Raw genomic sequence first — 25,090 nt, forward strand, 5'->3', positions numbered from 1 at the left:
TGGAGTCCACATGTCAACGAACCTCGAACGCCGCCCGCGGCGCAGGCGGCGCCTCGCAGCCGTCCTGTCCGTCCTCCTGGGGGCCGCGATCGCCGCGGCCGGGAGCTTCTTCGTCACCACCAGCGCGCACGCGGTGGAAACCGGTGTCTGGTACAACATCGAGTCCCGCCACTCCGGGCTCGTACTCGGCATCCGCGCCGCCTCCACCGCCAGCGGCGCCGAACTCGTCCAGTGGGCCAGCAACGGTTCGGCCGACCAGCAGTTCCGCTTCGTCGACGCCGGCGGAGGCTACTACAAGATCGAGAACCGCAACTCCGGGCTGTTCCTCGACGTGGCCAGCGGCAGCACCGCCGACGGCGCCACGATCCAGCAGTGGGGCGACGGCGGCAGCGCGAACCAGCAGTGGCGCATCACCGAGAGCGGCGGTTACGCCACCATCGTGAACCGCTCCTCCGGCAAAGCACTCGACGTCTGGGAATGGTCGACCGCCAACGGCGGCCGCATCTCCCAGTACACGCCCACGGGCGCGACCAACCAGCAGTGGGAGTTGAACGAAGTCGGCGCGGGCCAGGCCGACATCGTGGTCGCCGCCGACGGCTCGGGCGACTACACCACCGTGCAGGCCGCGGTGAACGCCGCCGCGTCGGGCGCGACCATCCTCATCAAGGCGGGCAACTACAAAGGCGCCGTGACCGTGCCCTCCAGCAAGACCGGAATCACCTTCATCGGTGCCACCGGCAATGCCGCCGACGTCGTCATCCACGAGAACCGCTGCGCCAGTTGCGACAACGGCTCCGGCGGCACGTGGGGGACCAGCGGCAGCGCCAGCGTCCTCCTGCAAGGGGCGAACTTCACCGCCGAAGACCTGACCTTCGCCAACTCCTACGACGAGGCCGCCAACGGCAACAGCCAGGCCGTCGCCGTCAAGGTCCAGGGCGACCGCATGGTCTTCGACAACGTGCGCTTCCTCGGCAACCAGGACACGCTCCTGACCGACTCGCCCTCGGCCACCACGGTCTCGCGCCAGTACTACCACGACTGCTACGTCGAAGGCGATGTCGACTTCATCTTCGGGCGCGGCACGGCCGTGTTCGACGGGTGCGAGATCAAGTCGCTGACCCGCGGTTCGACCAGCAACAACGGCTACGTCACCGCCGCGAGCACCGAGATCACCAACCCGTACGGGCTGCTGTTCTACCAGTGCGACATGACCAGCAACGCCCCGGCCAACTCGGTCTACCTCGGCCGGCCTTGGCCCGCAGGCGGTTCCACCACCGCGCGCGGCCAGGTCCTCTACCGCCAGTCCAACCTCGGCGCGCACTTCCGCACCGCCGAGCCGTGGTCCGACATGTCGGGCCTGGCCTGGGAGGACGCGCGCCTGAGGGAGTACCAGAACACCGGCCCGGGCGCCACGATCAACGCCAACCGTCCGCAGATGTCCTCAAGCGACGCCGCGAACTACGAACCCGTCGACTACCTGCGCGGCAGCGACGGCTGGAACCCCATCCGCTAGCCCGAACACACTGAGGCGGCCCGTCGGCATCCGACGGGCCGCCTCGTCACGCCGGACCATTTCTGCCCGAACCGCGCCGCCCGACCGCCGTCGGTGGTTGTCTGGAAGCACCGCCAGGAGACCACGAGCCGGGACGCGCAGTGCCCGGCCGACGAAGGAGGCAGTGCCATGGCCAAGGTGAAACCGATACCCGACGAATACCCGCGCGTGACGCCGTATCTGCACGTCAAAGGCGCGGCCGACGCCATCGAGTTCTACAAGACCGTGTTCAGCGCGGGCGAACGCGGCCGCATGGACGCCCCGAACGGCACGATCGGCCACGCCGAACTCGAGATCGGCGACTCCATGATCATGCTCTCCGACGAGGCCCCCGAGATGAACGCCTACGCCCCCGGGCACTTCGGCGGGACGCCCGTGTCGCTCCACGTGTACGTCGACGACGTGGACGCGGTCTTCGCCGCGGCGCTGGCGGCCGGGGCGAAGTCGCTCAATGACGTCGCCGACCAGTTCTACGGGGACCGGAGCGGCACCTTCGAGGACCCGTGGGGACACAAGTGGAACGTCTCCAGCCATGTCGAGGACGTCTCCCCCGAGGAGATGGAGAAGCGGGCCGCCGCTCAGCAGCAGGGCTGAGGCCCTCCCGCCGGACCAGAACGCGAAGGTGCCGCCGAGACTCGGTCTCGGCGGCACCTTCGCGTCCGTATCGGGACTCGGCTACAGCGTCACCACCCTGCCGCCGAGGGTGACCACGAGCTTGCCGGCCGAGTCGAAGGACCAGCCGAGAGCGCCCGAGTAGTTGGAGCAGCGGGACCCGTTGCTGCCCGTCCAGAATTGGTTCGAGCTGTCCGAGTTGCCGGAGATGCTGTCGTTCGTGCCTCCGCTGAAGAAGCACGAGGTGTTGTTGCGGAACACGTGCGAACCCGAGCTGAACTGGAAGTTCCGTTCCTCGCTGTCGACGCTCAGGTTGTTCGAGATCGTCATCGAGCCCGGGTTCGAGTTGAACGTGAACCCGTGCTGGCCGTTGTCGAACGCGATGCTCCGCACCACCGTGTGGTTGATGGGGACGTTCTCGCCGCCCAGCTTGTAGCCGTTGCGGTCGCCGTTGCTGTAGACGGTGCCGTTCGAAAGGGTGCCGTTGCGGTACGACAGCGAGTCCTCGATCCGGACCGTGCCGATCGGGTCGTAGTCGGAGTAGGTGTACAGGTCCCAGCCGTCGTCGGCGTTGTTGTGCGCCACCGCGTACCGGAACACGTTGCCCGAGCCGACGGTGAGCTTCGCGGCGAAGCCGTCAGCGTCTTCGCCGTCGGAGTCGGCGTTGTCGTGCGACTCGGCGCTGATGATGAGGTTGTTCGCCGGCCACGACGCCGTGGTGCTGGTGGAGGACTGGCGCGAGAGCTGGACGCCGCTGTCGCGGTTGTAGCGAGTGAGCGTGCGCTCCAGGATGTTGTTGCTGCCGCTCACGAAGATGCCGTTGTCACCGGCGCGCTCCACCGTGAGGCCCTTGAGGTGCCAGTAGTTCGCGTACAGCGCCAGGCCGCGGTTCGCGGAGGCCTCGGTCTGCGCCGAGAAGTTCAGCACCGGCCGCTCGCCCGGGTAGGCCGCGAGCGTCGTGCGGGCACTGGAGCTCCCGCTGTCCTGGTCGATCACGACGGTCGAGGAGTAGTTGTACGTGCCCCCTCGCATGTAGATCGTCCCGCCGGCGTTCACGCGGCTCAGCGCCGTGGCGAGCGTGGTCGGGGCCGCCTCGGTGCCCGCGGCGGAGTCGGAGCCGCCCGGGGCCACGTAGATCGCGCCGCCAGCGGGCGGCGGGGTCGTGGGAACCGAGCCGCCGACCTCGAAGTCGAGGTAGTCGATGTTGGCGAGGCCGTCGGCGGAGGTGGCGGTGAGGCGGATCGTGTTGCTGCCGGCGTTCACCGGCACGGTGAGGGTCTTGGTGGACCAGGTGGTCCACGCGCCTGTGCCGCCGAAGGCGCTGGCGGACTGGGCCACCGAGCCGTTGACGGTGATGTCGGCGGGGCGGGTCGCGGTGGTGCCGTTGGCGTACCGGATGCCAAGGGTGGCGGTGCCCGCGCTGGCGGCGGTCACCGTGAACTGCGCTGTCGCTCCCGTCGCGTTCGGGGTGTTGCAGAAACCGCTGCCGGAGAAGCCGGCGTTGTTGGAATCGATCGTGCCGGAGCACGTGGCGGGCGAGGTTTCGGCCTCGTAGCGGACGGGTGCCGCTGAGGCCGAGTTCATCGCCACCAGTGTGGCGGCGGTGGCGATGATGCCGGCGAACCCGGCCACGAGCGCGGTGCGCACGCTTCTTCGACGAGACATGTTGCTTCCCTTCGCAACTGCGTTGTTGCTGTGCCAAATTACGGTTCGCAAGCTTCACCGTGACTGAGGCTGAGAGGCCCCCAGACCCATTGACTTAAACATCGAAATGTATGAATCAACCGGTTGCCATGAGCGTAAGGAAAAGGCTTTCCTCTGTCAAGGGTGCATATCGGACATTCACGTTCCTGTTCGGAATTCCGGCGTCGACTCCCGCCTGGGCGATTGACAAAGTTTGGTGACCCAACTTAGTCTTGTATCGAGGATGCTCGATGCAACCCCCGGTACGGGCACCCCTCCCCCCGAGAGTCGAAGTGGACATGAAGGAGTGCCATGCAAGGCGTAAAGAGACGAACTCGCAGGTTGATCGCCCTGGCGATAACCGCGGTCGCCACCGTGGCGGCGGGCCTCGCCATACTCGCCCCCTCCGCCGCGTACGCGGCCGAAGGCTGCAAAGTGGAGTACAAGGTCGCCTCGCAATGGGGCGGCGGCTTCACCGGCGACGTCAAGATCACCAACCTCGGCGACGCGATCAACGGCTGGGACCTGGCGTGGACCTTCCCCAACGGCCAGCGCATCACCCAGATCTGGAACGCGTCCTACACCAACACCGGTGACCAGGTCACCGCCAAGAGCCTCGGCTACAACAGGTCCATCGCCAAGGACGCCTCCGTCTCCTTCGGCTTCAACGGCTCCTGGAGCGGCACCAACGGCGTGCCCACCCAGTTCAAGCTCAACGGCGTCGTCTGCACCGGCACGATCGGCGAGCCCAGCACCCCGCCCACGACCACCCCGCCGCCCACCGGCGGCGCCACGGCGATGGAGACCGTCGCCGCGATGGAGCCCGGCTGGAACCTCGGCAACACGCTCGACGCCGTCGGCGCCGACGAGACCGCCTGGGGCAACCCGCGCGTCACCCAGGAGCTGGTGAACAACATCGCCGCCCAGGGTTACAACAGCATCCGCATCCCCATCACCTGGGACAACCACCAGTCGAAGACCGCCCCTTACGCCGTCGAGGACGCCTACCTCGACCGCGTCCAGGAGGTCGTCGGGTACGCGCTCAACGCCGACCTGCATGTGCTCATCAACATCCACCACGACTCGTGGATCTGGATGGCGGACATGAACACCAACCGCACCGTCGTCGAGGCCCGCTACGAGGCCATCTGGACCGAGCTCGCGACCCGCTTCCGCGACGCGCCGCCCGAGGTGCTGTTCGAGAGCGTGAACGAGCCGCAGTTCAACAACGTGGACGACGCGACCGCCCACGCCCTCCTGAACGACCTCAACGTGCAGTTCCACGAGATCGTGCGCGGCACCGGCGGCGGCAACGCCACCCGCGTGCTCGTCCTCCCGACCCTGCACACCAGCGCCGACCAGGGACACCTCGACTCGCTCAGCAGCACGATCACCGCACTCGACGACCCGAACATCGCCGCGACCATCCACTTCTACGGCTTCTGGCCGTTCAGCGTGAACGTTGCGGGCTACACGAAGTTCAACGCCGAGGTCCAGGCCGACATCGAGGGGTACTTCAACCGCGCCTACGACGAGTTCATCGCGAACGACATCCCGGTCATCGTCGGCGAGTGGGGCCTGCTGGGCTTCGACGCCCACACCGGCACCGTCGAGCAGGGCGAGAAGCTGAAGTTCTTCGAGTACGTGGGCTACTACGCGAAGCAGAAGGGCCTCACCCTCCAGCTCTGGGACAACGGCCAGCACTTCAACCGCACCACCTTCCAGTGGCGCGACGCCGAGCTCTACAACATGATGAAGGCCAGTTGGACCTCCCGCTCGGGCACGGCCTCCTCCGACCAGGTGTACGTGGCGAAGTCGGGCACCGTCGCCGACGTCTCGCTGACCCTCAACCTGAACGGGACCACGTTCCAGTCGCTGCGGCTGGGCACGACCGACCTCGTGCAGGGCACCGACTACACGATCTCGGGCTCGACGCTCACGATCAAGGCCGGCCGGCTCACCAGCCTGCTCGGCGACCGCGACTACGGGGTCAAGGCCGACCTGCACGCGGTGTTCTCGCAGGGCACGCCCTGGCGGATCAGTATCATCTCCTACGACCAGCCGACGATGTCGGCCGCGACCGGCGCCTCGAGCACCTTCGCGATCCCGACCCAGTTCAATGGCGACCAGCTGGCGACCATGGAGGCGAAGTACGCCGACGGCACCAACGCCGGCCCGCAGAACTGGACCTCCTACAAGGAGTTCGCCCGCGCGTTCAGCCCCGACTACACGGCCGGGACGATCAGCCTGCCGACCGCGTTCTGGAACGACGTCAACGACGGCCAGAAGGTCACCTTGACGTTCCACTTCTGGAGCGGCAAGACCGTCACCTACTACGTGACCGAATCCGGCGGCAACGTCACCGGCTCGCTCACCTGACCTGACACATAGGAGCGGCTCCGGCGCCTCGCGCCGGGGCCGCTCGTCGTCTCTCGCACATGGTCCTCACCGTGTTTGGATTCCATTGTGCGGACTTCCGTCCAACTTGGAGAAATTTCTGTGGGAGCGGTGCAACTCCCTGGCGCGTCGCGGCGTATTGATAATCGACGATCCCCTACGTCCGCACCGGCTTCGGCCGTTGCACCGATCATTTGGAGACTGTATGTCCATCCGTTCATCCAAGCTCGTGGCGCGCGCCTGCACCGTGCTCGCCGCCGCGACCCTCGTCGGATTCGCGCTGGCGCCGAGTGCGGCCCAGGCCGCCAGCAGCGGCACCGCCTTCTGGAAGGACCCCGACTCCATCTACAACGGCGGTCGGGCCGAAAGCTCGAGCTCGGGCGAGAACCTCGCGCTCCTGGACTTCCGCGCCGACGGCTGGGGCACCCGCGCCCAACTCCAGGTCAAGACCCTCGACCCGGCCGGGTACTGGTACTGGAAGAACACCGGTCCCGTCTGCTTCGACGACACGAACACCAGCAACTCCGCCGGCGGCATGACCGTCTGCGACAGCAACGTCGCCGAGAACCACACGTACCGGATCCACATCTGGGCGTCGAGCAGCGGCACCTACAAGTGGCACAACTACAGCGGAGAGATCACGGCCTAGCCGGCCGTCTGCACTGAACCGCTGAGCGGTTCGGGGCAGCCCTGGCGTTGGGGGCCAGGGCTGCACGCGCAATTCAGTCGTCGCCGCGACCCGCGACGGCTTCGAGAAGCCCGGGAAGGACCTCTTCGATCTCACTGCGGCGCAAGGTGTTCATGCGCGAAGTGCCGACGTACCGCTGGCGGATGAGCCCGGCCTCGCGCAGCACGTTGAAGTGGTGGGTCGCGGTCGACTTGCTCACTGTCAGGCCGAACGTCCCGCAGGCGCGGTCCTCATTCGAGGTGTACAGCTCGCGGACGATGCTGCGCCGCACCGGATCCACGAGGGCTTCGAGCACCTGCTGCAGCGACACGTCGCCGATCTCCGGGTGCGCGGGCACCCGCCCCTGACCCTTACGCTCTGCCGTCCGCATGTCGACCTCCCGAGCCCATCATACGACCACCATCGAAGTATGATCAATATCGAACTTCGATCACGATCGTACTTATGCGGTGAAGGAGCTGGACATGGCCAAGACGGTGCGCTTCCACGAATACGGCGGCCCCGAGGTGCTGCGCGTCGAGGACGTCCCAGTGGGCGAGCCCGGACCAGGCGAGGCGCTGGTGCGGATCGAGGCCGTCGGCCTCAACCGGGCCGAGGCGCTGTTCCGCGGCGGGGTCTACATCGAGCAGGCCCGGTCGTTCCCGGCCCGGCTGGGAGCCGAAGCCGCCGGCGTCATCGAGTCGCTGGGGGAGGGGGTCACCGGTTTCCGCGCGGGCCAAGCCGTCAGCGTGATCCCGACGTTCTCGATGAACGACTACGGCGTGTACGCCGAGCGGGCGGTCGTCCCGGTCGCCGCCCTCATTGCTCGCCCCGAAACGCTCGACGCCGTCGAAGGCTCGGCCGTGTGGATGCCGTACCTCACCGCCTACGGTGCCCTTGCCCAAGTCGGCGGCATCCGGCCCGGCGACACCGCCGTCATCACCGCCGCCTCCAGCAGCGTCGGCCTCGCCGCGATCCAGATCGCGAACCGACTCGGCGCGATCCCCATCGCGACCACCCGGACCCAGGTCAAAAAGGACGCACTCCTGAAAGCCGGTGCGGCCCAAGTGATCGTCACGGATAAGGAGGACATTGCCGCGAAGGTCCTCGAATGCACCGACGGCCGCGGCGCCGAGTTCGCCTTCGACGCCGTCGCCGGACCCGGCGTCACCGACCTCGCCAGCGCCGTCGCCCCCGACGGCACCCTGTTCCTGTACGGCGCGCTCTCCGGCCAGCCGACGCCCTACCCGGGCTTCGACCTCGGCATGCCCGCCTTGAACATGCGCACCTTCCTCGTCCACGAGACCACCCGCAATCCCGAACGGCTGCGCGTGGCGGCGGCATTCATCGGCTCCGGCCTGCGCGACGGCACGTTCACGCCGACGATTGACCGCGTCTTCGCCCTCGACGACATTGCCGACGCCCACCGTCACATGGAGCAGGGCGCGCAGTTCGGGAAGCTCGTGGCCACCGTCCACTGATCGCGATTCAGTCGAGGGGCCTATCGTCAATCGATGCTGGAGCCGCCGCCCAGTCCCCACGCTGCGGCGTTCCCCCGCTCTGGCGTGGCAGTTGGTCCGGGCGTGTTCTCGGGCTCACTGTGGGACCCGGAACGGGATCGCCGGTAGGCCAGGTTGTCCTTGGCAATCTGCTGGACCTCCAGGGGCTGGATGTCCGGATTCTATCGCCCGGTCGCGAGCGGCGGCGTTCTCAGCGAGTGGATTCGCGGATCTTGATTTCGAAAGGGGCCGTGTGCTCTTCGGGAGGCCGGGCGGGGTCTTCGAGGCGGGCGGCGATGAGCTCGACCGCCTTCTCGGCCATCCAGCGGTGGTCGGGAGCGATAGTGGACAGTGACGGAGTGAGGAACTCGGAGACGGAGATGTCGTCGAAGCCGATCACGCGCACGTCCTCGGGGCAGCGCAGGCCCAGGTCCGCCAGACCGCGCAGGACGCCGATCGCCACGGTGTCGGTGATCGCGACGACGCCGTCGAAGTCCACGCCCGCTTCGTGGAGGTCGTGCACCGCTCGGCGGCCGGTCTCCTGGCCCATGCCGGAGAGGCACACGAGTGCGGGGTCGACGCTCATCCCGGCGGCTTTCAGCGCGTCCGTGTAGCCGCGGTGGCGGCGCGAGCCGACGTGCACGCCTTCGAGGCTCCAACCGGTGACGTTCGCGATCCGGGTGCAGCCACGCTCGATGAGGTGTTCGGTGGCCGCCCGCGAACCGCCCTCGTTGTCCATGCCCACGTGGTCGATGGTCCGGCCGAAGTCGCGCTCGCCGAGCAGCACGATGGGGAAATCGCTCCAGCTGCTGGTCTGCTCGCGCGGGTCGAGGATCACCGCGCTCAGGATGAGCCCGTCGAACTGCAGGCGGTGGGACTGGTTGATCGCCTCGGCCTCGCCTTCCTCGGCCGCCCCGGTCTGCTCGATGGCGACATGGAAGCCCTTGGCTCCGGCCGCCGCGATCACGTGCTCGCCGAGCATCCCGAAGTAGGGCTGGTCGACGCCGGGCACCGCGAGACCGATCACCCCGGTGCGCCCGGCCTTCAAGGTGCGGGCGTTGACGTTGAGGCGGTAACCGGACTGCTGGACGGCTTCGAGCACGCGCTTGCGCACCGGGTCGCTCACCCCGGGCCGGTTGTTGACCACATTGGATACGGTCATCTTCGACACCCCGGCCAGCCGCGCCACGTCGCTCATCGTCACCATAGTCGGTTACCGCCTCTCATCTGCCGCTCCATCCTCCCATCATCCGACAGGTCGGATGACGCCCGTCGTGAAGGACCACGGGGGCAACTCCAGTTCGACACCGTTATCGCCCTTCGCAGTCACCTCCACAAGGGTCATGGGCGAGGTCTCGCCCGGCACGCCCTCGTCCGGTCCGGCGCCCGCCAGGACCCGCATCGAACCCGACACCGGGCCCTCCTCGGGCAGCACGACCGACGCCGTGCGGGCCAGGTCGGTCGCGTTCACCAGCCGCAGAACGTATTCGCTCCCTCCAGTGCGGGCGCGCGAGAGCACTCCGGCCTCCACGCGACGCTCGGGCCGCAGGTCCTGCTCGTAGTCGTGCCGCAGCTCGCCGTCGACCCACACCTGGACGCGCGGCCCGTCGAGGCGGACGCGGACGCGCACCGGCTTCCCCGTCTGGACGCCGGTCCACGGGATCGGCCCGTGGTCGCACTCGCCGATCCCGTCGTCGCTGCGCGTCACCGTGGTCGACTTGTTCTGCCAGCCCCCGATGTGGACTTCCAGGAAGCTCTGGGGCGCCTCGGGCCCGAGGACGACGGTGAAGCCCTCGATGCCCTCCTGCTGGACGGCCTCGAATTCCAGTTCGGCGCTGGTCGGATCGATGCCGCCGAGCAGGACCCCTTCGCCCTCGGCGGAGGTGACCGCGTCGGGCAGGCGGTTCCCGTCGAGACGGACGTCGGTGAACGCGACGGTGGCTCGATCGGAGCGCAGCCGCGCGGTGCCCTCCCGGGGCAGCGCCACTGGAACCGCTTGCACGCCTTCGAGTTCGACCGGGTGGACGCGTTCGCCGCGCTCCTCGCCGAAGCCGCGCTGCACGAAATAGGACGCGCTGGGGCGCACCTCGTCGGCCGTGAAGTAGATGAGGTCCGGTTCCCACTGCGTGTGCCCCACCCGCGCCAGCAGCGGCGCGTACGAGGCCAGCTTCACCACCTCGGGGCAGCGTTCGAGCCCGATCATGTACGCCGCCTCGGCCAGTGCCGAGCGCACCTTGTTCGACCGGGCCGCGTACTCGCCGATGTAGACCTTGGCCTCGGCCGGGTCGTACGCCTGGTACCGGTCGGTGTTCTGGTGGAACCAGCGCGGGATCTGGTACCCGTGCTCGTCGACCATCGGCGTCCCGCGCTCGCGCGCGTACGCCCACCCGGCCTCGTAGTCGGGCCCGGCCGGCTGCGGGCCGGAGGTGCCGATCACGGTGATCTCTGGGTACGCCGTGATCACCGCGTCCTCGATGCGCGCGTAGCGGTCCCGGAAAGCGTCGGTGATCTGGTCCTCGTTGCCGATGCCGAGGTACCGCAGCCCGAACGGCTCGGGATGGCCCAGCGCGGCCCGCTTGGCGCCCCACTCGGTGTCGGTGCCGCCGTTGGCGAACTCGACGAGGTCGAGCACGTCCTGGACGTAGGCGTCCATCTCCGACTCGGGGATCGGCTTGCCGCCGCCGGGGGTGTTCTGGCAGCACACGCCGGCGGCGACGATCGGGATCGGCGTCGCGCCGGTGGCCTCGCACAGCTCGAAGTACTCGACGTACCCGATCTGACGGGACTGGTGGTAGCCCCACAGGTTGCGGATCTGCTCGCGCTCGTGGCGCGGCCCGATCGTGCGCTTCCAGTGGTACATGTTCTCCAGACCGAGGCCGTGGGCCAGGCACCCGCCGGGGAAGCGGATGAAGCTGGGCCGCAGGTCCTGCAGCGCCGCAAGGAGATCGGGGCGGAAGGTCAGCGGTTCGCCGTCGGTGTCGAGTGGCCGCAGCGAGACGCAGTCGAGGTCGACCACGGCGCCCTCGGGCACCGCGATGCGCAGCTCGCCGCGCCCCGTCGCGGCCGCGGTGAAGTCGATCTCGACGCGCTGCCAGCCGCCGGGGGCCACTGAGGCTCCGGCGCGGGCGAGGCCGTCGCCGACCTCGGTCTCCAACCGGACCGGTTCACCTTGGGCGCGAGCGAAACAAGTGAGCCAGAGTCGGTCGCCCTCGGTGAGGCCGATCCCGTCCCAGCCCTCGTTCGCAAGCACGGCCGGGCCGGTGACGCGGAGGTAGTGCGCGTTGTTCTCGTGCACCGGGTCCTCGTGGCGCACCTCCACCTCGCCCACGGCGTCCCACCCGGTGAGCGCGTGCCATCCTTCGCGGTCGGCCTCGTTGAACTCGAAGTCGCCGTTGCGGATCAATTCGGCGTTGAGTCCACCGTCGAGGGCGTCGTTCAAGTCCTCGATGAACAGGCCCCAAAGGTCGGGGGCCGCGTCGGCGCCAGCGGCGCCGACGCGGACGGTGAACCGCTCGCTCACGCGAGGGCACCCGAGACGGTCACGAACGAGTGCGCCGGGAGGTGCACGCGCAGCTTCGAACCCTCGACCTTCACGCCCTCGTGCGCGCGCGGCGCGACGGCCTCGAGCGCCTCAGGCGTGTTGTGCGACTGCAGCGTGTCGGCGGTGAGGATGAGCGATTCATACTCGCCCAGCCCGCCGCCGCGCAGGTCGATCTCGACGTCCTGGCCCTCGCTCGCGTCCAGGTTGGACAGCGAGACGAGCAGGCGGCCGTTCTTGCGGGAGGCCGAGACCGAGACCGTCGGCAGCTCCTTGCCGTCGACCTCGCGGGTCGGGAGGCCCTTCGGGGCGTCCACGCGCAGACTGGCGGCGTCCTGGTGGCCCTTGTTCATCTGGAACACGTGGTAGGTCGGGGTGAGCACCAGCGCGCCCGTGTCGGGGTCGGTGAGGATCATCGCCTGCAGCACGTTCACCGTCTGCGCGATGTTCGCCATGATGAGGCGGTCGGCGTGCTTGTGGAAGATGTCGAAGTGGAGGCTCGCCACGAGAGCGTCGCGCATCGTGTTCTGCTGGTACAGGAAACCGGGGTTGGTGCCGGGCTCGACGTCCCACCAGGTGCCCCACTCGTCCAGCACGATCCCGATCTCCTTCGTCGGGTCGTACAGGTCCATGACGTTGGCGTGGCCGGTGAGCAGCTCGTCGGTGCGGTTGGCCTTGAGCATCGTCGTGTAGTACTCGTCGTCGGTGAAGACGGTGGCCTTGCCCTTGTCGTCCCAGGTGCCCGCGATCGTGTAGTAGTGCACGGAGACGGCGTTGTAGAGCTTGCGCTCGACGCGCTGGCAGCCGATGTGGCTCAGCTGCTCCATGAGCGTCTTGGTCCACTCGAAGTTGAAGTCGGCGGCGCCGGCGGCGATGCGGTAGAGCTTGTTGTCGCCGTAGTCGCGGCAGTAGGTCGCGTACTTGCGGGCGTCCATCGCGTACTGCTCGGCGCTCATGTTGCCGCCGCAGCCCCAGGTCTCGTTGCCCAGGCCCCAGAACTTGACCTTCCACGGCTCTTCGCGGCCGTTCGCCTTGCGCAGGCGCACCATCGGGGAGTCGCCGTCGCGGGTGAGGTACTCGACCCACTCGCTCATCTCGCGGACGGTGCCGGAGCCGACGTTGCCGGAGATGTACGGCTCGGTCTCGAGCAGCTCGCACAGGGCCATGAACTCGTGGGTGCCGAAGTGGTTGTTCTCCTCGACTCCGCCCCAGTGGGTGTTGATCATGGCGGCGCGGTCCTCTTTCGGGCCGATGCCGTCCATCCAGTGGTACTCGTCGGCGAAGCAGCCGCCGGGCCAGCGCAGGTTGGGGATGTCGAGGGCGCGGAGGGCCTCGACGACGTCGAGGCGGATGCCGCCCTCGTTGGGGATGTCGGAGTCCTCGCCGACGTAGAAGCCCCCGTAGATGCAGCGGCCCAGGTGCTCGGCGAAGTGGCCGTACACGTGCTTGCTGATCTTGGGGCCTTCGATGTCGACGTTGATGACGGCGGAGACGGCGTCGTTGCTCATTGGGGGCCTTCCTGGCGGTCGAACGAGCGGTGTTGGCGTGAATGATCTTTATCGGTAAAGCGCGGTTCACTCTACCCGGTCCCTCACCGTCCATGTCAAGTCCGGCGCGGAACGGAATTCGCCGCGTCCCGATGACTGAGCACGACCGGATACCCGTGGACACGGCCGGAGTTCCCGTGATTCCATGCGGCATGGCCGAACGCAACCGCACACTCGTCGAACTCAACCACCCGATCACCGCGGGCATGACCACCTACCCGGGCATGCCCGGGCCCGTCATCACCCCGTACCTCACCCGCGAGGACTCCAGGTCCCACTACGAGGAGGGCACCGAGTTCTCGATCGGCCGCATCGAGATGATCGCCAACACCGGCACCTACCTCGACACCCCGAACCACCGCTACCCCGACGGCTTCGACCTGGCCGGCCTCGACCTCGCCAAGGTCGCCGACGTGCCGACCACCGTCATCGACCTCAGCGGCGCCGCCAACCGCGCGATCGGCCCTGAATCCCTCGCGGCGCACGCCATCGGCGGCACCGCCGTCCTGCTGCGCACCGACTGGTCCCGCCACTGGGGGACCGACGCCTACCTCGCCACCGCCGACGCCCCCTACCTCACCGCCGAAGGCGCCCGGTTCCTGGTCGAAGCCGGCGCGGTCCTCGTCGGCATCGACAGCGTCAACATCGACAACGCCGCCGGCGTCGGCCCCCGCCCCGCCCACACGACCCTCCTCGGCGCCGGGATCCCCATCCTCGAACACCTCACCGGCCTCGAGCAGCTCCCTGCCACCGGCGCCCGCCTCCACGCCGTCCCGCCGCGCATCCACGGCTTCGGCACCTTCCCCACCCGCGCCTACGCCATCATCGAGTCCTAAAACCCCCGAGAAGGACCCCGCATGAACGCCCTCATGGACTTCCTGTACCTGCCCCTGTTCACGATCGCCGAAGTCCCCACCACCCTCGCCGAGGGCCTCGCCTTCATCACCGGCGCGCTGTGCGTCTGGCTCGTCGCCCGCCAGCACATCGCCAACTGGGGCATCGGCATCGCCAACTGCCTGCTCTTCATCCTCATCTTCACCGACAGCGGCCTCTACGCCGACGCGGGCCTGCAGCTCGTGTTCATCGCCCTCGGCGTCTACGGCTGGTGGAACTGGGTGAAAGGCGGCGGCCCCGCCGCCGACGCCCTCCCGGTGAGCCGCACCGGCCGCATCGAATGGTTCGGCCTCATCGGCGCGGGCCTCATCGGGCTCGCGGGGATCGCGATCCTCCTGACCGCGGCGACCGACTCGACCGTCCCGTTCTGGGACGCGCTCACCACCGTGCTCTCCCTCCTCGCCACCTACGGGCAGTGCCGCAAGCGCGTCGAATCCTGGTACCTGTGGATCGCGGCCGACATCGTGTACGTCCCGCTGTACGCCTACAAGGGCCTCTACCTCACCTCGATCCTCTACATCGGATTCATGGCGCTGTGCGTGATCGGCCTGCTCAACTGGAAGAAAGACCTTGCCGCCCAAGCCCAACCGGCCGAGGCCACCGCATGACCCGACCCGAGCACGGCCTGGTCCTCGGCAAGTTCTACCCGCCGCACGCCGGCCACCACCACCTGATCCGCACCGCCGAAGCCGGATGCGAACGCCTCACCGTCCTCGTCTCCCACGCCACCGTCGAGTCGATCCCCCTGGCGACTCGAGTCGCCTGGCTCCAGGAGGCCCACCCCGAGGCGAAAGTCATCGGCGCGGTCGACGACGTCCACATGGACCTCAACGACGAGGCGATCTGGCAGGCCCACGTCGACATCTTCAAGGCCGCCGTGCCCGAGCGCATCGACGCCCTCTTCACCTCCGAGAGCTACGGCCCCGAACTGGCCCGCCGCCTCGGCGCCGTCCACATCGAAGTGGACCAGGACCGCGGCGCGTTCCCCGTCTCCGGCACGAAGGTGCGGGCCGACCCGGCCGGGAACTGGGACTACCTGGAAGGCCCCGTGAAAGCCGGTCTGGCGCTTCGCGTCGTGGCCCTCGGCGCCGAATCGACCGGCACGACCACGGTTGCGGAGGCGCTGGCCGAGCATTACCGGGAGCGCGGCGGCGTCTGGTCCCAGACCCGGTGCGTGGGGGAGTACGGCCGCATCTTCAGTGAGGAGAAACTGCGCGCACTTCAGGCCGCGAACCCGGACGCCACCTGGAACGACGTCCGCTTCGCGACCGAGGACTTCCCGCTGATCGCCAAGCGCCAGAACGAACTCGAGGAGCGGGTCGTCCGCGCCGGCGGCTCGGTCCTGTTCTGCGACACCGACGCCTTCGCGACGACCGTCTGGCACGAGCGCTATCTGGGGGACCGCAACCCCGAGGTCGAGGCGATCGCATTCGAGCACGACCTCTACCTTCTCACCGACCACGAGGGCGTCCCGTTCGAAGACGACGGCCTCCGCGCCGACGAGCACCTGCGCCCGTGGATGACCGCGCGCTTCGAGGCGGAACTCGAACGCACCGGTCGCCGTTACGTCAAGCTCCAAGGCCCGCACGAGCAACGGCTCGAGCGGGCGGTCGAGGCGGTCGACGCACTCATCGCGGAAGGCTGGCACTTCACGAAGCCGCTCCCCGAATACCGCTGACGCGCGAACGGCCCGGTCGCCAGCGCGACCGGGCCGTCTCGGCATCTAGACCTCGATGTGGGAGCCGACGATGATCGTGCGGTCGCGCGGCAGCTGGAAGTGCTCCGCCGCATCGGAGGTGATGTGGGAGGTGGCGATGAACAGGTGCTTGCGCCAGTTCGCCATCGTCGGTTCGGTTCCCGCCCGGAGCTGGATCGTGGAGAGGAAGTAGGTGGCGTTGCGCAAGCGCAGCCGCCGCCCCTCGGACTGCTCCTGGCCGACCAGCTGCAGCGCGCGCGGCACGTCGGGTGCCTCGGCGTAACCGAACCGCGCGGTCACATGGATGACCGCGTCGTTGTCGTGCCCCAGGTCGTCGACGACGATCCGCTCGGATTCGGGGACGCGCGGCACCGGCTGCGTCTCGACCGAGAGGATCACGATGTGCGCGTACCGGGCGTGGTTGAGCTCCAGCGCCGCCCGCAGCGCCAAGGGCGCGGTGTCCTTGCCGCGGCCCAGGAACACACCGGTCCCCGGCACATGGGCGCATTTCGGTTCGCCCCGGCGCAGCTTGTCGACGAACTCGCGCAAGGGCCCTTCGCGCCGTTCGCGTTCGGCCGAGACCACCTCGCGGCCCTTCTGCCAGGTGATCATCACGGTGAACGCGGTGAGGCCGATGAGCAGCGGCAGCCACGCGCCGTGAATGATCTTGGTGGTGCTCGCCGCCAGGAACGTCACGTTGATCGCCAGCAGCAGCCCGCCACCGCTGACCAGGACCCATTTCGGTGTGCCCCAACGCACTCGGGCGATGTAGAGGAACAGGACCGTGACGATGACGATCGTGGCGATCACGGCCATGCCGTAGGCGAAGGCCAGCGACTCGGAGGTGCGGAAGGCGAACACCAGCGTCAGGACCGAGATCATGAGCAGCCAGTTGATCCACGGCACGTAGATCTGGCCGTAATGGTGCTCGGAGGTGTGGGCGATGCGCAGCCGCGGCAGGTAGCCCAGCTCGGAGGCCTGCGCGGCGACCGAGAAGGCGCCGCTGATGACGGCCTGCGAGGCGATCACGGTCGCCGTCGCGGCCAGGAGCAGCAGCGGGATGCGGCCCCACTCGGGGGCGAGGAGGAAGAACGAGCCGGCGATGTTCCCGGTGTCCTCCAGGATGAGCGCGCCCTGGCCCATGTAGTTGAGCAGCAGCGCGGGGAAGACCATGAACAGCCAGGCGCGGGAGATGGGCTTGCGTCCGAAGTGCCCCATGTCGGCGTAGAGCGCCTCGGCGCCGGTGAATGTCAGGATGACGGCCGCGAGCGCGAAGAACGCGATGTCGAAGTGGCCGAACAGGAAGTCGATCGCGTAGACGGGGGAGAGGGCCCTGAGGATTTCGGAGTTGCGGGCGATGCCGCCGAGGCCCAGGACGGCGAGGGTCGTGAACCAGACGATCATGATGGGGCCGAAGCAGCGGCCGATCGCCGCGGTGCCCTTGCGCTGGAACGCGAACAGGGCCACGATGATGACCGCGGTGACGGGGATGATGAACGTCTCGAGGTCGGGGTTGATGGTCTTGACGCCCTCGACGGCCGAGAGCACGGAGATCGCGGGAGTGATCATGCTGTCGCCGAGGAACAGCGCGGCGCCGAAGATGCCGAGAGCGGCGAGGACCAAGCCGGCCTTGCGGCCGCGGCCCTCGCTGTGGCGGCGGATGAGGGTGATGAGGGCCATGATGCCGCCCTCGCCGTCGTTGTCGGTGCGCATGGCGAAACCGACGTAGAAGATCGTCACGATGATCAGGAGCGACCAGAAGATGAGCGAGATGATGCCGAAGACGTTGTCGGTGCTCGTCGGCACGGGGTGGGGGTCTGCGGGGTTGAAGATCGTCTGGAGGGCATAGATGGGGCTGGTGCCGATGTCGCCGTAGACGATGCCGAGAGCGCCGACGACCAGGGCGAGTCGTGCGGCACCGCCGGCCGTGGGACTTCGCGGGAACTCCGGGCTCGGCTCCAAGCCGGGATCGGGGGTCACTGCACTGGTTTGAGCGGTCACGGGAGGGCTCCTTTCCGGGCCGGATCCTAGCCCGCGAATTGCCCCGAAAACCGCCTCGTGACTGTTCCTCACAAATTCATACGTTTTCTTGACGCCGATCCTCGATCTTCGTGCGACCTGTCGACGGGGTCGCAAAAACGAACTCCGCAATCAGGAATCGACATTCATCAATGCTTGACCGAAGGTTCGGGCGATGTCATAATTTGGACGGATGTTATCGCGCACAGCCGTATTCACCTCCCCAAACGTGCAATGCCGCACGAGATCGGCCGCCTTCATGAACGCCACTCCCTCGCCGAGACGCCCCCTTCGACGCCTGCTCCTCGGCATGCTCGCCGCGCTGCTGCTCACGCCGGCGCTCGTCCTGTCCAGCGCCGCACCCGCCAGTGCCGACACCAGCCAGTTCCGGGGCTTCAACTGGGCGGTCCTGGGGGACAACTTCGTCGAAGGCCCGCTCGTCCTCGACAGGTTGAGCCAGTCCGACAGCTACGACACCGTCAGGGCCAAGGCCGACGCGATCTATGCCGACATGGCCTCGACCATGGGCGCCAACACCGTCCGCCTCCCCGTCAACACCCATACCGTCGGATCGGCCTGGTGGAACGCCTACCGCGGCACCATCGACGCCGCCACCGCCCGCGGCTTCAAGGTCATCCTCGCCTACTGGGAGGACGGTGCGGCCTCCGGCGGCCGCATCACGGACATGAACGCGTTCAACGCCATGTGGAACACCGTGACCACCCAGTACGGGTCCAACAGCCTCGTGTACTTCGAGCCGATGAACGAGCCCCACGGCTACAGCGCCAGCGAGTGGACGAACGTCGCCGCCTCATGGATCAGCGCCCGCCCCTCAGTCCCGAAGGGCCGCATCCTCATCGGCGGCACCGGCTACAGCCAGGACGTCAAACCCGTCTGCGCCGACTCCCGCCTCAACGGCACGCTCCTGTCCTTCCATCACTACGCGTTCTTCTACGGCAACAAGGACTACGCCGGGTGGGTGCAGAGTGTCCGCGACGGCCTGGGCTCATGCGGCTCCCGCGCGGTCCTCACCGAATTCGGCGCGCCCATGAACAACGGCCTCAACTATGCCGACGCCGGCAGCACCGACAACTTCGTCCGGTACCTCCGCGCGGTCACCGACGTCGCCCGCGAACAGGACATGGGATCGACCTACTGGCCCGCGCTGGGCGGCAAGCCCGGCACCATCGGGTACGACTGGTACTCCATGTACTCGGCCAGCGGCAGCGGCACCGACATCAACCTGACCATCCGCAACGCCTCAGGCGCGGACCGGATCAGGCACGCCTGGGGCGACGACATCGGCGGCGGCCAGGTCACGGACATCGTCAGCCGCGTGTCCGGCAAATGCGTCGACGTGGTGAGCGGTTCGACCGCCGACGGCGCCGAGATCATCCAGTACGACTGCCACGGCAGGATCAACCAGCAGTGGGAGCTGCGCGCCGCAGGCGGCGGCTACGTCCAGGTCGTCTCCCGGGCCTCCGGCAAGTGCCTCGACATCAGCGGCGCCTCGACCGCGAACAACGCCAGGGCGATCCAATGGACGTGTGGCAGCGGCACCAACCAGCAGTGGCTGGTGCGCGACGCCGGCGGCGGCTACGTCGAACTCGTCGCCCGCCACTCCGGCAAATGCCTCGACGTCATCAGCTCCGGCACCGCCAACGGCACCCGCCTTCAGCAGTACGACTGCTACGGCGGCACCAACCAGCATTGGACCCTCTAGAAGTCCTTGGACGCCTAGTCTGAGATTCGAACAGCGCCAATAGGAATCGACTGCAACGGCCCCGCCGCGCGACGGGGCCGTTCGCGCTGCCGCGGCACCCGATGGCGGACTGCCCGACTCGGAGCGCAGCTCAGGCGCACCCTGATGCGCTATTCCTCCAGGGCCTCCTGCGCGTTGTCGAGGTGTCCCTGCATCGTCTCCTGCCACGCGACCAGGTCCGTCTCGATCGGCTGGAACGCCTCGACGAGCATTGCGGCCCAACCCTGTTCGATGGCCTTGCGCAGTCCGCTCTCCTGACCGCAGGCCGCGAAGTCCACGGCCATCGCGCGTTCGAGCTCCAGCACGCCCATGAAGTCGCCTGGGACGTCCTCGGGCGCTTCGGGGACCTCAACGCCGTCCTCGCCGTACTCCTCGAAGTGGGCCGGGTCGTACATCGAGCCGAGGTACTGCCACAACGGCAGGGAGAGGTCGTCGCTGAGCTCCCAGGCCTCGTACCCGGTTTCGAGGAGGCAGATCTCGAACGCGTCCGCTTCGTCGCGGACGGCCCCGAACAGCTCGCTGAAGTCCTCGAACTCCCCGATCGTGAACAACGGGCTCGGCTCATGGGTGACCGCGTGCTCGCCGCCCTCTTCGCCGTCCTCGTCCTCGGCCGCCATCATGTAGGGCTCGCCGTACATGGTCTCGACCATCTGGAGCCAGCAGCCGCCCGGCGGGGCCTCGTAGTCGATCTGGGGTCCCTTGACCTCCTCCATCATCGCAGGCGAACCCGAATAGGCCTCGATCCACCCGGCTTGGTACTCCTCGTCCTCGGCATCCCATTCGCTCGTATCGGGCTCGCCGTAGTCCTCCTCGTCGAGGATGGAGAACGCGGTCCTGACCTCGGGGGTCAGTAGTTCGTCGGCCAGGTCCTCGTTGCCGGGGTTGCGGACGAACTCGGTCCACACACCGAAGCCCCACTGCTCGGCGGCCTCGGGGGTCGGCACGGCCCTGACGGGCGCATCGGTGAGGTAACCCGCCGCGCCGTACGCGGCGGTGTTCGACGCCTGGAACTTCATGGGGTCGTGGACGCTGAAGCCCTCGTCCTCCAAGCAGCGCTTGGTGATCCGGTGCTCGATCTCGGTGAGCTCGTCGCTGATGGCGCGACTCTCGTTGGCGATCTGGTGGAGCCGCTGCGCCTCCGCCACGGCATCGGGTCCGGGCTCGACACTGCCGCCATCGGCGTCGGTCTCGCCGCCGGAGGTGCAGGCGGTGGCCGCGAGCAGGCCGCAGGCGGCGGCGAGGACGGCCGGGCCCCGGAGCAGGCCTGTACTGAATCGCACTTGGTGCGCCCCTTTCGACGGGTGGGTGTTCGATGCGATTAATACCTGCGCCGTACGGAAAGGGTTGTCATGTGCCGCGGCTCGTCGGCAGTGTGAGCAGCGCCTCCCGCGAAACGGAATAGTGCCCGCCCCGAGGTGGTTAAGGTAGATGCAAACGCATGAACATCACGCCGCTGCGGCGGGGAGAGCAGGAAATACGATGCAGTTCGGTGTCTTCTCAGTCAGTGACATCACGCGCGACCCGGTCTCGGGAGAGACGCCGACCGAGGCCGAGCGGATCGACGCGATCGTCAAGATCGCCGTCAAGGCCGAAGAGGTCGGCCTCGACGTCTTCGCCATCGGCGAGCACCACAACCCGCCGTTCTTCTCCTCCTCGCCGACCACGCTGCTGTCGCACATCTCCGCGCTCACCGAGCGGCTGATCGTCTCCACTGCGACGACCTTGATCACCACCAACGATCCGGTGCGCCTCGCCGAGGAGTACGCGATGCTCCAGCACCTGTCGAAGGGCCGCATGGACCTCATGCTCGGCCGCGGCAACACCGCGCCGGTCTACCCCTGGTTCGGCCAGGACATCCGCCAGGGCCTGCCGCTCGCGCTCGAGCACTACAACCTGCTGCACCGGCTGTGGCGCGAGGACGTCGTGGACTGGGAGGGCGAGTTCCGCACCCCGCTCCAGGGCTTCACCTCCACACCCCGACCGCTCGACGACGTGCCGCCGTTCGTGTGGCACGGCTCGATCCGCACGCCCGAGATCGCCGAGCAGGCCGCGTTCTACGGCAACGGCTACTTCGCCAACCACATCTTCTGGCCCACGTCGCACTCCAAGCGCCTCGTGGACTTCTACCGCCAGCGCTTCGAGCACTACGGCCACGGCACCCGCAAGCAGGCCGTCATCGGCATCGGCGGCCAGGCCTACATCGCGAAGCGCTCGCAGGATGCGGTCGACGAGTTCCGCCCGTACTTCAACGAGGCCCCGGTGTACGGCCACGGCCCGTCCCTGGAGGAGTTCACGAAGGGCACGCCGCTCTCGGTCGGCAGCCCGCAGGAGGTCATCGACAAGACCCTGACCTTCCACGACGCGTTCGGCGACTACCAGCGCCAGATGTTCCTCATCGACCACGCCGGGATGCCGCTGAAGATGGTGCTCAACCAGCTCGACCTCCTCGGTGAAGAGGTCGTCCCGGTGCTGCGCAAGGAACTCGCGGCCCGCAAGGACCCCGAGTCGGCCGAAGCGCCCACGCACGCCTCGCTCGTCCAGGCCAAGTACGGCGACGCCCCGGCCCGCCAACCGCGCCCGAACGCCAACCGCGGCGACAACGTCACCGGCGCCTCGCCGTACCAGGACAGCGACGCCGCCGCTGAGTACCCGGAGATCTAGCCATGACCCGCAGCCGAAGCCGCCGCGCCAACGAGGCGTGGGAGTCGCTGCTCACCGCCCACGCCTCGCTCATGAAGCGGTTCGCCGCCGAGCCGATCTGGGGCGAGCTGTCGATGCGCGAGTACGACGTCCTCTACACGCTTTCCAAGCAAGATGAGCCGCTGCGGCTCTTCGAACTGGGGCGGGGCGTGCTGCTCAGCCAGCCCGCCCTGTCCCGGCTCGTCGACCGCCTGGTCGAGCGCGGACTGATCGAGCGCACCGCCGATCCCGAGGACGGGCGCGGCGTCAGGCTCGCGCTCACCGAGGCCGGCCGCGAGCACCAGCGCAGTGTCGGCGGCCGCCACGCCGTCGACGTCGCCCGCACCGTCACCGCCGCCCTCACCGACGAGGAGATGGCCCAACTCGAGGCCATCGGCCGCAAGCTCGCCGCCCAAGGCGCGGCGACCCCCGCCCAACGCAACCGCCAGGAGGCAGTCCTGTGACCGTCCAGCAGCGCCAACCCGAAGGCGCCCAACCGTTCCGTATCGCCGTCGTGAGCGGCGGCACCAGCGACCCGTCCTCCACGAGGATGCTCGCCGACCGCATCGCCGAACGCGTCCGCACCCTCGCCGAGGACCGCGACGAGAAGGTCGCGACCGACGTCATCGACCTGCGCGAACTCGCCAACGAGATCGCCACCGCGCTCGTCTCGCAGTTCATGGGCCCCAAGATGACCCGCGCGATCGAGATCCTCCGCAACGCCGACGCGATCGTCGCCAGCGCCCCGGTCTACAAGGCCGCGCCCAGCGGCCTGTTCAGCTCCTTCTTCCACGTCCTCGACAACGACCTGCTCATCGCCAAACCGGTGGTCCTCGCCGCGACCGCCGGAACGGCGCGGCACGCCCTCGTCGTGGACGACCAGATGCGCTCGCTGTTCGCGTACCTGCGCACGATGACGGTGCCGACCTCGGTCTTCGCCGCCACTGAGGACTGGACCTCGAAGGAGCTGGGGGAGCGGATCACGCGCGCAGCGATCGAAGTGCTGCTGCTCATGGAGTCCGGCTTCGCCGAGAAGGTCCGCAGCGAGTCCTGGAACAGCTACCAGCACGAATTCGGCAGCGCCGGCGGCACCGAACTCGACATCGACCTGAGCACCGATCTGATGCGCCTGGCCACCGGCGGCTCGGCGACCCGACGCCCGAAGTCGTAGTACCCCGACTCGACCGTGTGGTCGGTACCGTGGAAGCGGTATCGGCGAAGGAGAAAGGCGCGGTGTCATGGGCGACGGCGGCGATGGCGGCGGCGAAGCGGTGGATTATTCCGCTGCGGAGCTCCCGGTGGAGTTCGGTACGGAGGTCGTCATGTCGGCCGCGGGCGACGGCGACGACACGTTCGAGGACATGATCGCGGGCGGAGCCGGCGGGGGCGACGCCGACCAGCGGCGTCCCGACGAGGAGGTCATCGACATCATCTGGACGAACAGCGACGCCGAGCGGTCCTGAGATCGGAAGGCGGCCGGGCTCCGGCCGCGCCGAGAACGCCGCGACAGCGGCGGTGGGAACACGGGACGACCCCGGACCATATCGGTCCGGGGCCGCCGCACCCTTTGCTATCCGGCGCGGTACTCGGCCACGGCAGCTGCCGTGTCCTCGTTGACCAGTTCCATGTTGATCTGGGCTCCGGCCATCGCGCCCGCGGCGGCGGCGGCGCCGACCTGGGCCATCAGGTCGGTCACGTTGCCCGCGACCCAGACACCGGGGACCTCGGTCCGGCCGACCGGGTCGGCAGGGACGTGCTCGCCCGCGCCCGAAGAGTGCTCGACCGCCTTGAGACCCAGGTCCTTCAGGAACCCGGCCCGCGCCTCCATCCGGGAGGACGTGGCGAGCACGGTCCGCTCGACGAACTCGCCGTTCGCCATGCGGACGCCGCGAATGCGCCCGTCTTCGGATTCGATCCGCTCGATCGGGCCGTCGACGATGCGGGTGCCGCGCGCCTTCAGCTTCTCGAGCTCCTCGGGCGGCAGTGCGAGCCGGTCGTTGGTGAACAGCACCAGGTCGGCCGTCCACTGCCGGAACAGCAGCGCGCCGTGCATGGACATCGGCCCGGTCGCCACGATGCCGATCGCCTGGTCGCGGACCTCCCAGCCGTGGCAGTACGGGCAGTGGACCAGGTCCTTGCCCCAGTGCTCGGCCAGGCCCGGGATCTCCGGGAGCCGGTCCACCAGCCCGGTGGTCACCAGGAGCTTGCGGGCCTTGACCTCCCGGCCGTCCGCCAGGGCGACGGCGAAGCCGTCCCGAGTCGGGTTCGCGCTCGTGACGGCGCCGTCGACCACGTGCCCGCCGTACTGCCGCACCTCGCCGCGGCCGATCTCCAGCAGCTCGGACGGCGGCATGCCTTCGCGCCCGAGCAGGCCGTGCACACCCTCGGCCGGGGCGTTGCGCGGCTCGCCCGCATCGATCACGGCCACCGAGCGGCGCGCCCGGCCGAGCATGAGCGCCCCGTTCAAGCCCGCGGCGCCGCCGCCGATCACCACGACGTCGTACTGTTCTCTCAGTTCATAGGTCACTGCGACCACCTCCGCGAC

Annotated in this window: 21 protein-coding genes; 13 read left to right on the plus strand and 8 right to left on the minus strand. The window is 68.4% G+C overall.

The window, feature by feature from the left end:
• The first annotated feature begins 10 nt into the window (after positions 1-10).
• Positions 11-1,513 (plus strand): pectinesterase family protein, encoded by a 1,503-nt coding sequence (locus tag ACFO8M_RS16040; RefSeq protein ID WP_387977353.1) that lies wholly within the window; start codon positions 11-13, stop codon positions 1,511-1,513.
• A gap of 168 nt (positions 1,514-1,681) precedes the next feature.
• Positions 1,682-2,146, plus strand: coding sequence for a VOC family protein (locus ACFO8M_RS16045; protein ID WP_387977355.1), 465 nt, complete (start codon positions 1,682-1,684; stop codon positions 2,144-2,146).
• 81 nt (positions 2,147-2,227) lie between these two features.
• Here the strand turns inward: ACFO8M_RS16045 and ACFO8M_RS16050 are convergent, their stop codons facing one another.
• On the minus strand, positions 2,228-3,829 hold the full coding sequence (locus tag ACFO8M_RS16050; RefSeq protein WP_387977356.1) for a carbohydrate-binding protein: 1,602 nt from the start codon (positions 3,827-3,829) through the stop codon (positions 2,228-2,230).
• Positions 3,830-4,159: 330 nt separating this feature from the next.
• On the opposite strand from ACFO8M_RS16050, the gene ACFO8M_RS16055 reads away from it, so the two are divergent.
• Entirely contained in the window at positions 4,160-6,226 is a 2,067-nt protein-coding gene (locus ACFO8M_RS16055; protein WP_387977358.1) for a cellulase family glycosylhydrolase, read from the plus strand.
• 223 nt (positions 6,227-6,449) lie between these two features.
• Entirely contained in the window at positions 6,450-6,893 is a 444-nt protein-coding gene (locus ACFO8M_RS16060) for a hypothetical protein (RefSeq protein WP_387977360.1), read from the plus strand.
• 73 nt (positions 6,894-6,966) lie between these two features.
• On the opposite strand, the gene ACFO8M_RS16065 is transcribed toward ACFO8M_RS16060, so the two are convergent.
• Positions 6,967-7,302 carry an ArsR/SmtB family transcription factor gene (locus tag ACFO8M_RS16065; protein WP_387977362.1) on the minus strand — a complete coding sequence of 112 codons (336 nt, stop codon included), beginning with the start codon at positions 7,300-7,302 and terminating at the stop codon, positions 6,967-6,969.
• Between the two features lie 94 nt (positions 7,303-7,396).
• Between ACFO8M_RS16065 and ACFO8M_RS16070 the strand changes: the two genes are divergently transcribed.
• Positions 7,397-8,392 (plus strand): zinc-dependent alcohol dehydrogenase family protein, encoded by a 996-nt coding sequence (locus ACFO8M_RS16070; protein WP_387977364.1) that lies wholly within the window; start codon positions 7,397-7,399, stop codon positions 8,390-8,392.
• Between the two features lie 229 nt (positions 8,393-8,621).
• Here ACFO8M_RS16070 and ACFO8M_RS16075 read toward each other — a convergent pair whose 3' ends face one another.
• The 3 genes from ACFO8M_RS16075 to ACFO8M_RS16085 are packed head-to-tail and all read right to left on the minus strand — an operon-like array spanning position 8,622 to position 13,456.
• The gene (locus tag ACFO8M_RS16075) at positions 8,622-9,608 is read right to left on the minus strand and encodes a LacI family DNA-binding transcriptional regulator (RefSeq protein WP_387977365.1); all 987 of its coding nucleotides are present in this window, start codon (positions 9,606-9,608) and stop codon (positions 8,622-8,624) included.
• 48 nt (positions 9,609-9,656) lie between these two features.
• Positions 9,657-11,930 (minus strand): alpha-L-arabinofuranosidase C-terminal domain-containing protein, encoded by a 2,274-nt coding sequence (locus tag ACFO8M_RS16080; RefSeq protein WP_387977367.1) that lies wholly within the window; start codon positions 11,928-11,930, stop codon positions 9,657-9,659.
• Positions 11,927-13,456, minus strand: a complete 1,530-nt coding sequence (locus ACFO8M_RS16085) for an alpha-N-arabinofuranosidase (RefSeq protein WP_387977369.1) — start codon at positions 13,454-13,456, stop codon at positions 11,927-11,929. The genes ACFO8M_RS16080 and ACFO8M_RS16085 overlap by 4 nt, the downstream gene beginning before the upstream one ends.
• A gap of 191 nt (positions 13,457-13,647) precedes the next feature.
• Here ACFO8M_RS16085 and ACFO8M_RS16090 point away from each other — a divergent pair, with 191 nt between their 5' ends.
• Genes ACFO8M_RS16090 through ACFO8M_RS16100 form a run of 3 tightly spaced genes read left to right on the plus strand, consistent with a single transcriptional unit; the run spans position 13,648 to position 16,067 of the window.
• Positions 13,648-14,331, plus strand: coding sequence for a cyclase family protein (locus tag ACFO8M_RS16090; RefSeq protein ID WP_387977371.1), 684 nt, complete (start codon positions 13,648-13,650; stop codon positions 14,329-14,331).
• A gap of 21 nt (positions 14,332-14,352) precedes the next feature.
• On the plus strand, positions 14,353-14,997 hold the full coding sequence (gene pnuC, locus ACFO8M_RS16095) for a nicotinamide riboside transporter PnuC (RefSeq protein WP_387977373.1): 645 nt from the start codon (positions 14,353-14,355) through the stop codon (positions 14,995-14,997).
• On the plus strand, positions 14,994-16,067 hold the full coding sequence (locus ACFO8M_RS16100; protein ID WP_387977375.1) for an AAA family ATPase: 1,074 nt from the start codon (positions 14,994-14,996) through the stop codon (positions 16,065-16,067). The genes pnuC and ACFO8M_RS16100 overlap by 4 nt, the downstream gene beginning before the upstream one ends.
• A 45-nt stretch (positions 16,068-16,112) precedes the next feature.
• Here ACFO8M_RS16100 and ACFO8M_RS16105 read toward each other — a convergent pair whose 3' ends face one another.
• Entirely contained in the window at positions 16,113-18,086 is a 1,974-nt protein-coding gene (locus ACFO8M_RS16105; RefSeq protein ID WP_387977377.1) for a potassium transporter Kup, read from the minus strand.
• Between the two features lie 277 nt (positions 18,087-18,363).
• Here ACFO8M_RS16105 and ACFO8M_RS16110 point away from each other — a divergent pair, with 277 nt between their 5' ends.
• Positions 18,364-19,827, plus strand: a complete 1,464-nt coding sequence (locus tag ACFO8M_RS16110; protein ID WP_387977379.1) for an RICIN domain-containing protein — start codon at positions 18,364-18,366, stop codon at positions 19,825-19,827.
• Positions 19,828-19,976: 149 nt separating this feature from the next.
• On the opposite strand, the gene ACFO8M_RS16115 is transcribed toward ACFO8M_RS16110, so the two are convergent.
• Complete coding sequence (locus tag ACFO8M_RS16115; RefSeq protein ID WP_387977381.1) at positions 19,977-21,146, minus strand: hypothetical protein; 1,170 nt, start codon at positions 21,144-21,146, stop codon at positions 19,977-19,979.
• A 199-nt stretch (positions 21,147-21,345) separates the two neighbouring features.
• Here ACFO8M_RS16115 and ACFO8M_RS16120 point away from each other — a divergent pair, with 199 nt between their 5' ends.
• The 4 genes from ACFO8M_RS16120 (at position 21,346) to ACFO8M_RS16135 (ending at position 24,008) form a co-directional block, all read left to right on the plus strand.
• Positions 21,346-22,527, plus strand: coding sequence for an LLM class flavin-dependent oxidoreductase (locus ACFO8M_RS16120; protein ID WP_387977383.1), 1,182 nt, complete (start codon positions 21,346-21,348; stop codon positions 22,525-22,527).
• A 2-nt stretch (positions 22,528-22,529) separates the two neighbouring features.
• Positions 22,530-23,009, plus strand: coding sequence for a MarR family winged helix-turn-helix transcriptional regulator (locus ACFO8M_RS16125; protein ID WP_387977384.1), 480 nt, complete (start codon positions 22,530-22,532; stop codon positions 23,007-23,009).
• Positions 23,006-23,716 (plus strand): CE1759 family FMN reductase, encoded by a 711-nt coding sequence (locus tag ACFO8M_RS16130; protein ID WP_387977386.1) that lies wholly within the window; start codon positions 23,006-23,008, stop codon positions 23,714-23,716. The genes ACFO8M_RS16125 and ACFO8M_RS16130 overlap by 4 nt, the downstream gene beginning before the upstream one ends.
• A gap of 67 nt (positions 23,717-23,783) precedes the next feature.
• Complete coding sequence (locus ACFO8M_RS16135; RefSeq protein ID WP_387977388.1) at positions 23,784-24,008, plus strand: hypothetical protein; 225 nt, start codon at positions 23,784-23,786, stop codon at positions 24,006-24,008.
• 107 nt (positions 24,009-24,115) lie between these two features.
• On the opposite strand, the gene ACFO8M_RS16140 is transcribed toward ACFO8M_RS16135, so the two are convergent.
• Positions 24,116-25,072, minus strand: coding sequence for an NAD(P)/FAD-dependent oxidoreductase (locus ACFO8M_RS16140; RefSeq protein WP_387977389.1), 957 nt, complete (start codon positions 25,070-25,072; stop codon positions 24,116-24,118).
• Positions 25,073-25,090: the final 18 nt, after the last annotated feature.

It is taken from the genome of Glycomyces rhizosphaerae (genome assembly GCF_042647865.1).
Lineage (GTDB): Bacteria > Actinomycetota > Actinomycetes > Mycobacteriales > Micromonosporaceae > Glycomyces > Glycomyces rhizosphaerae.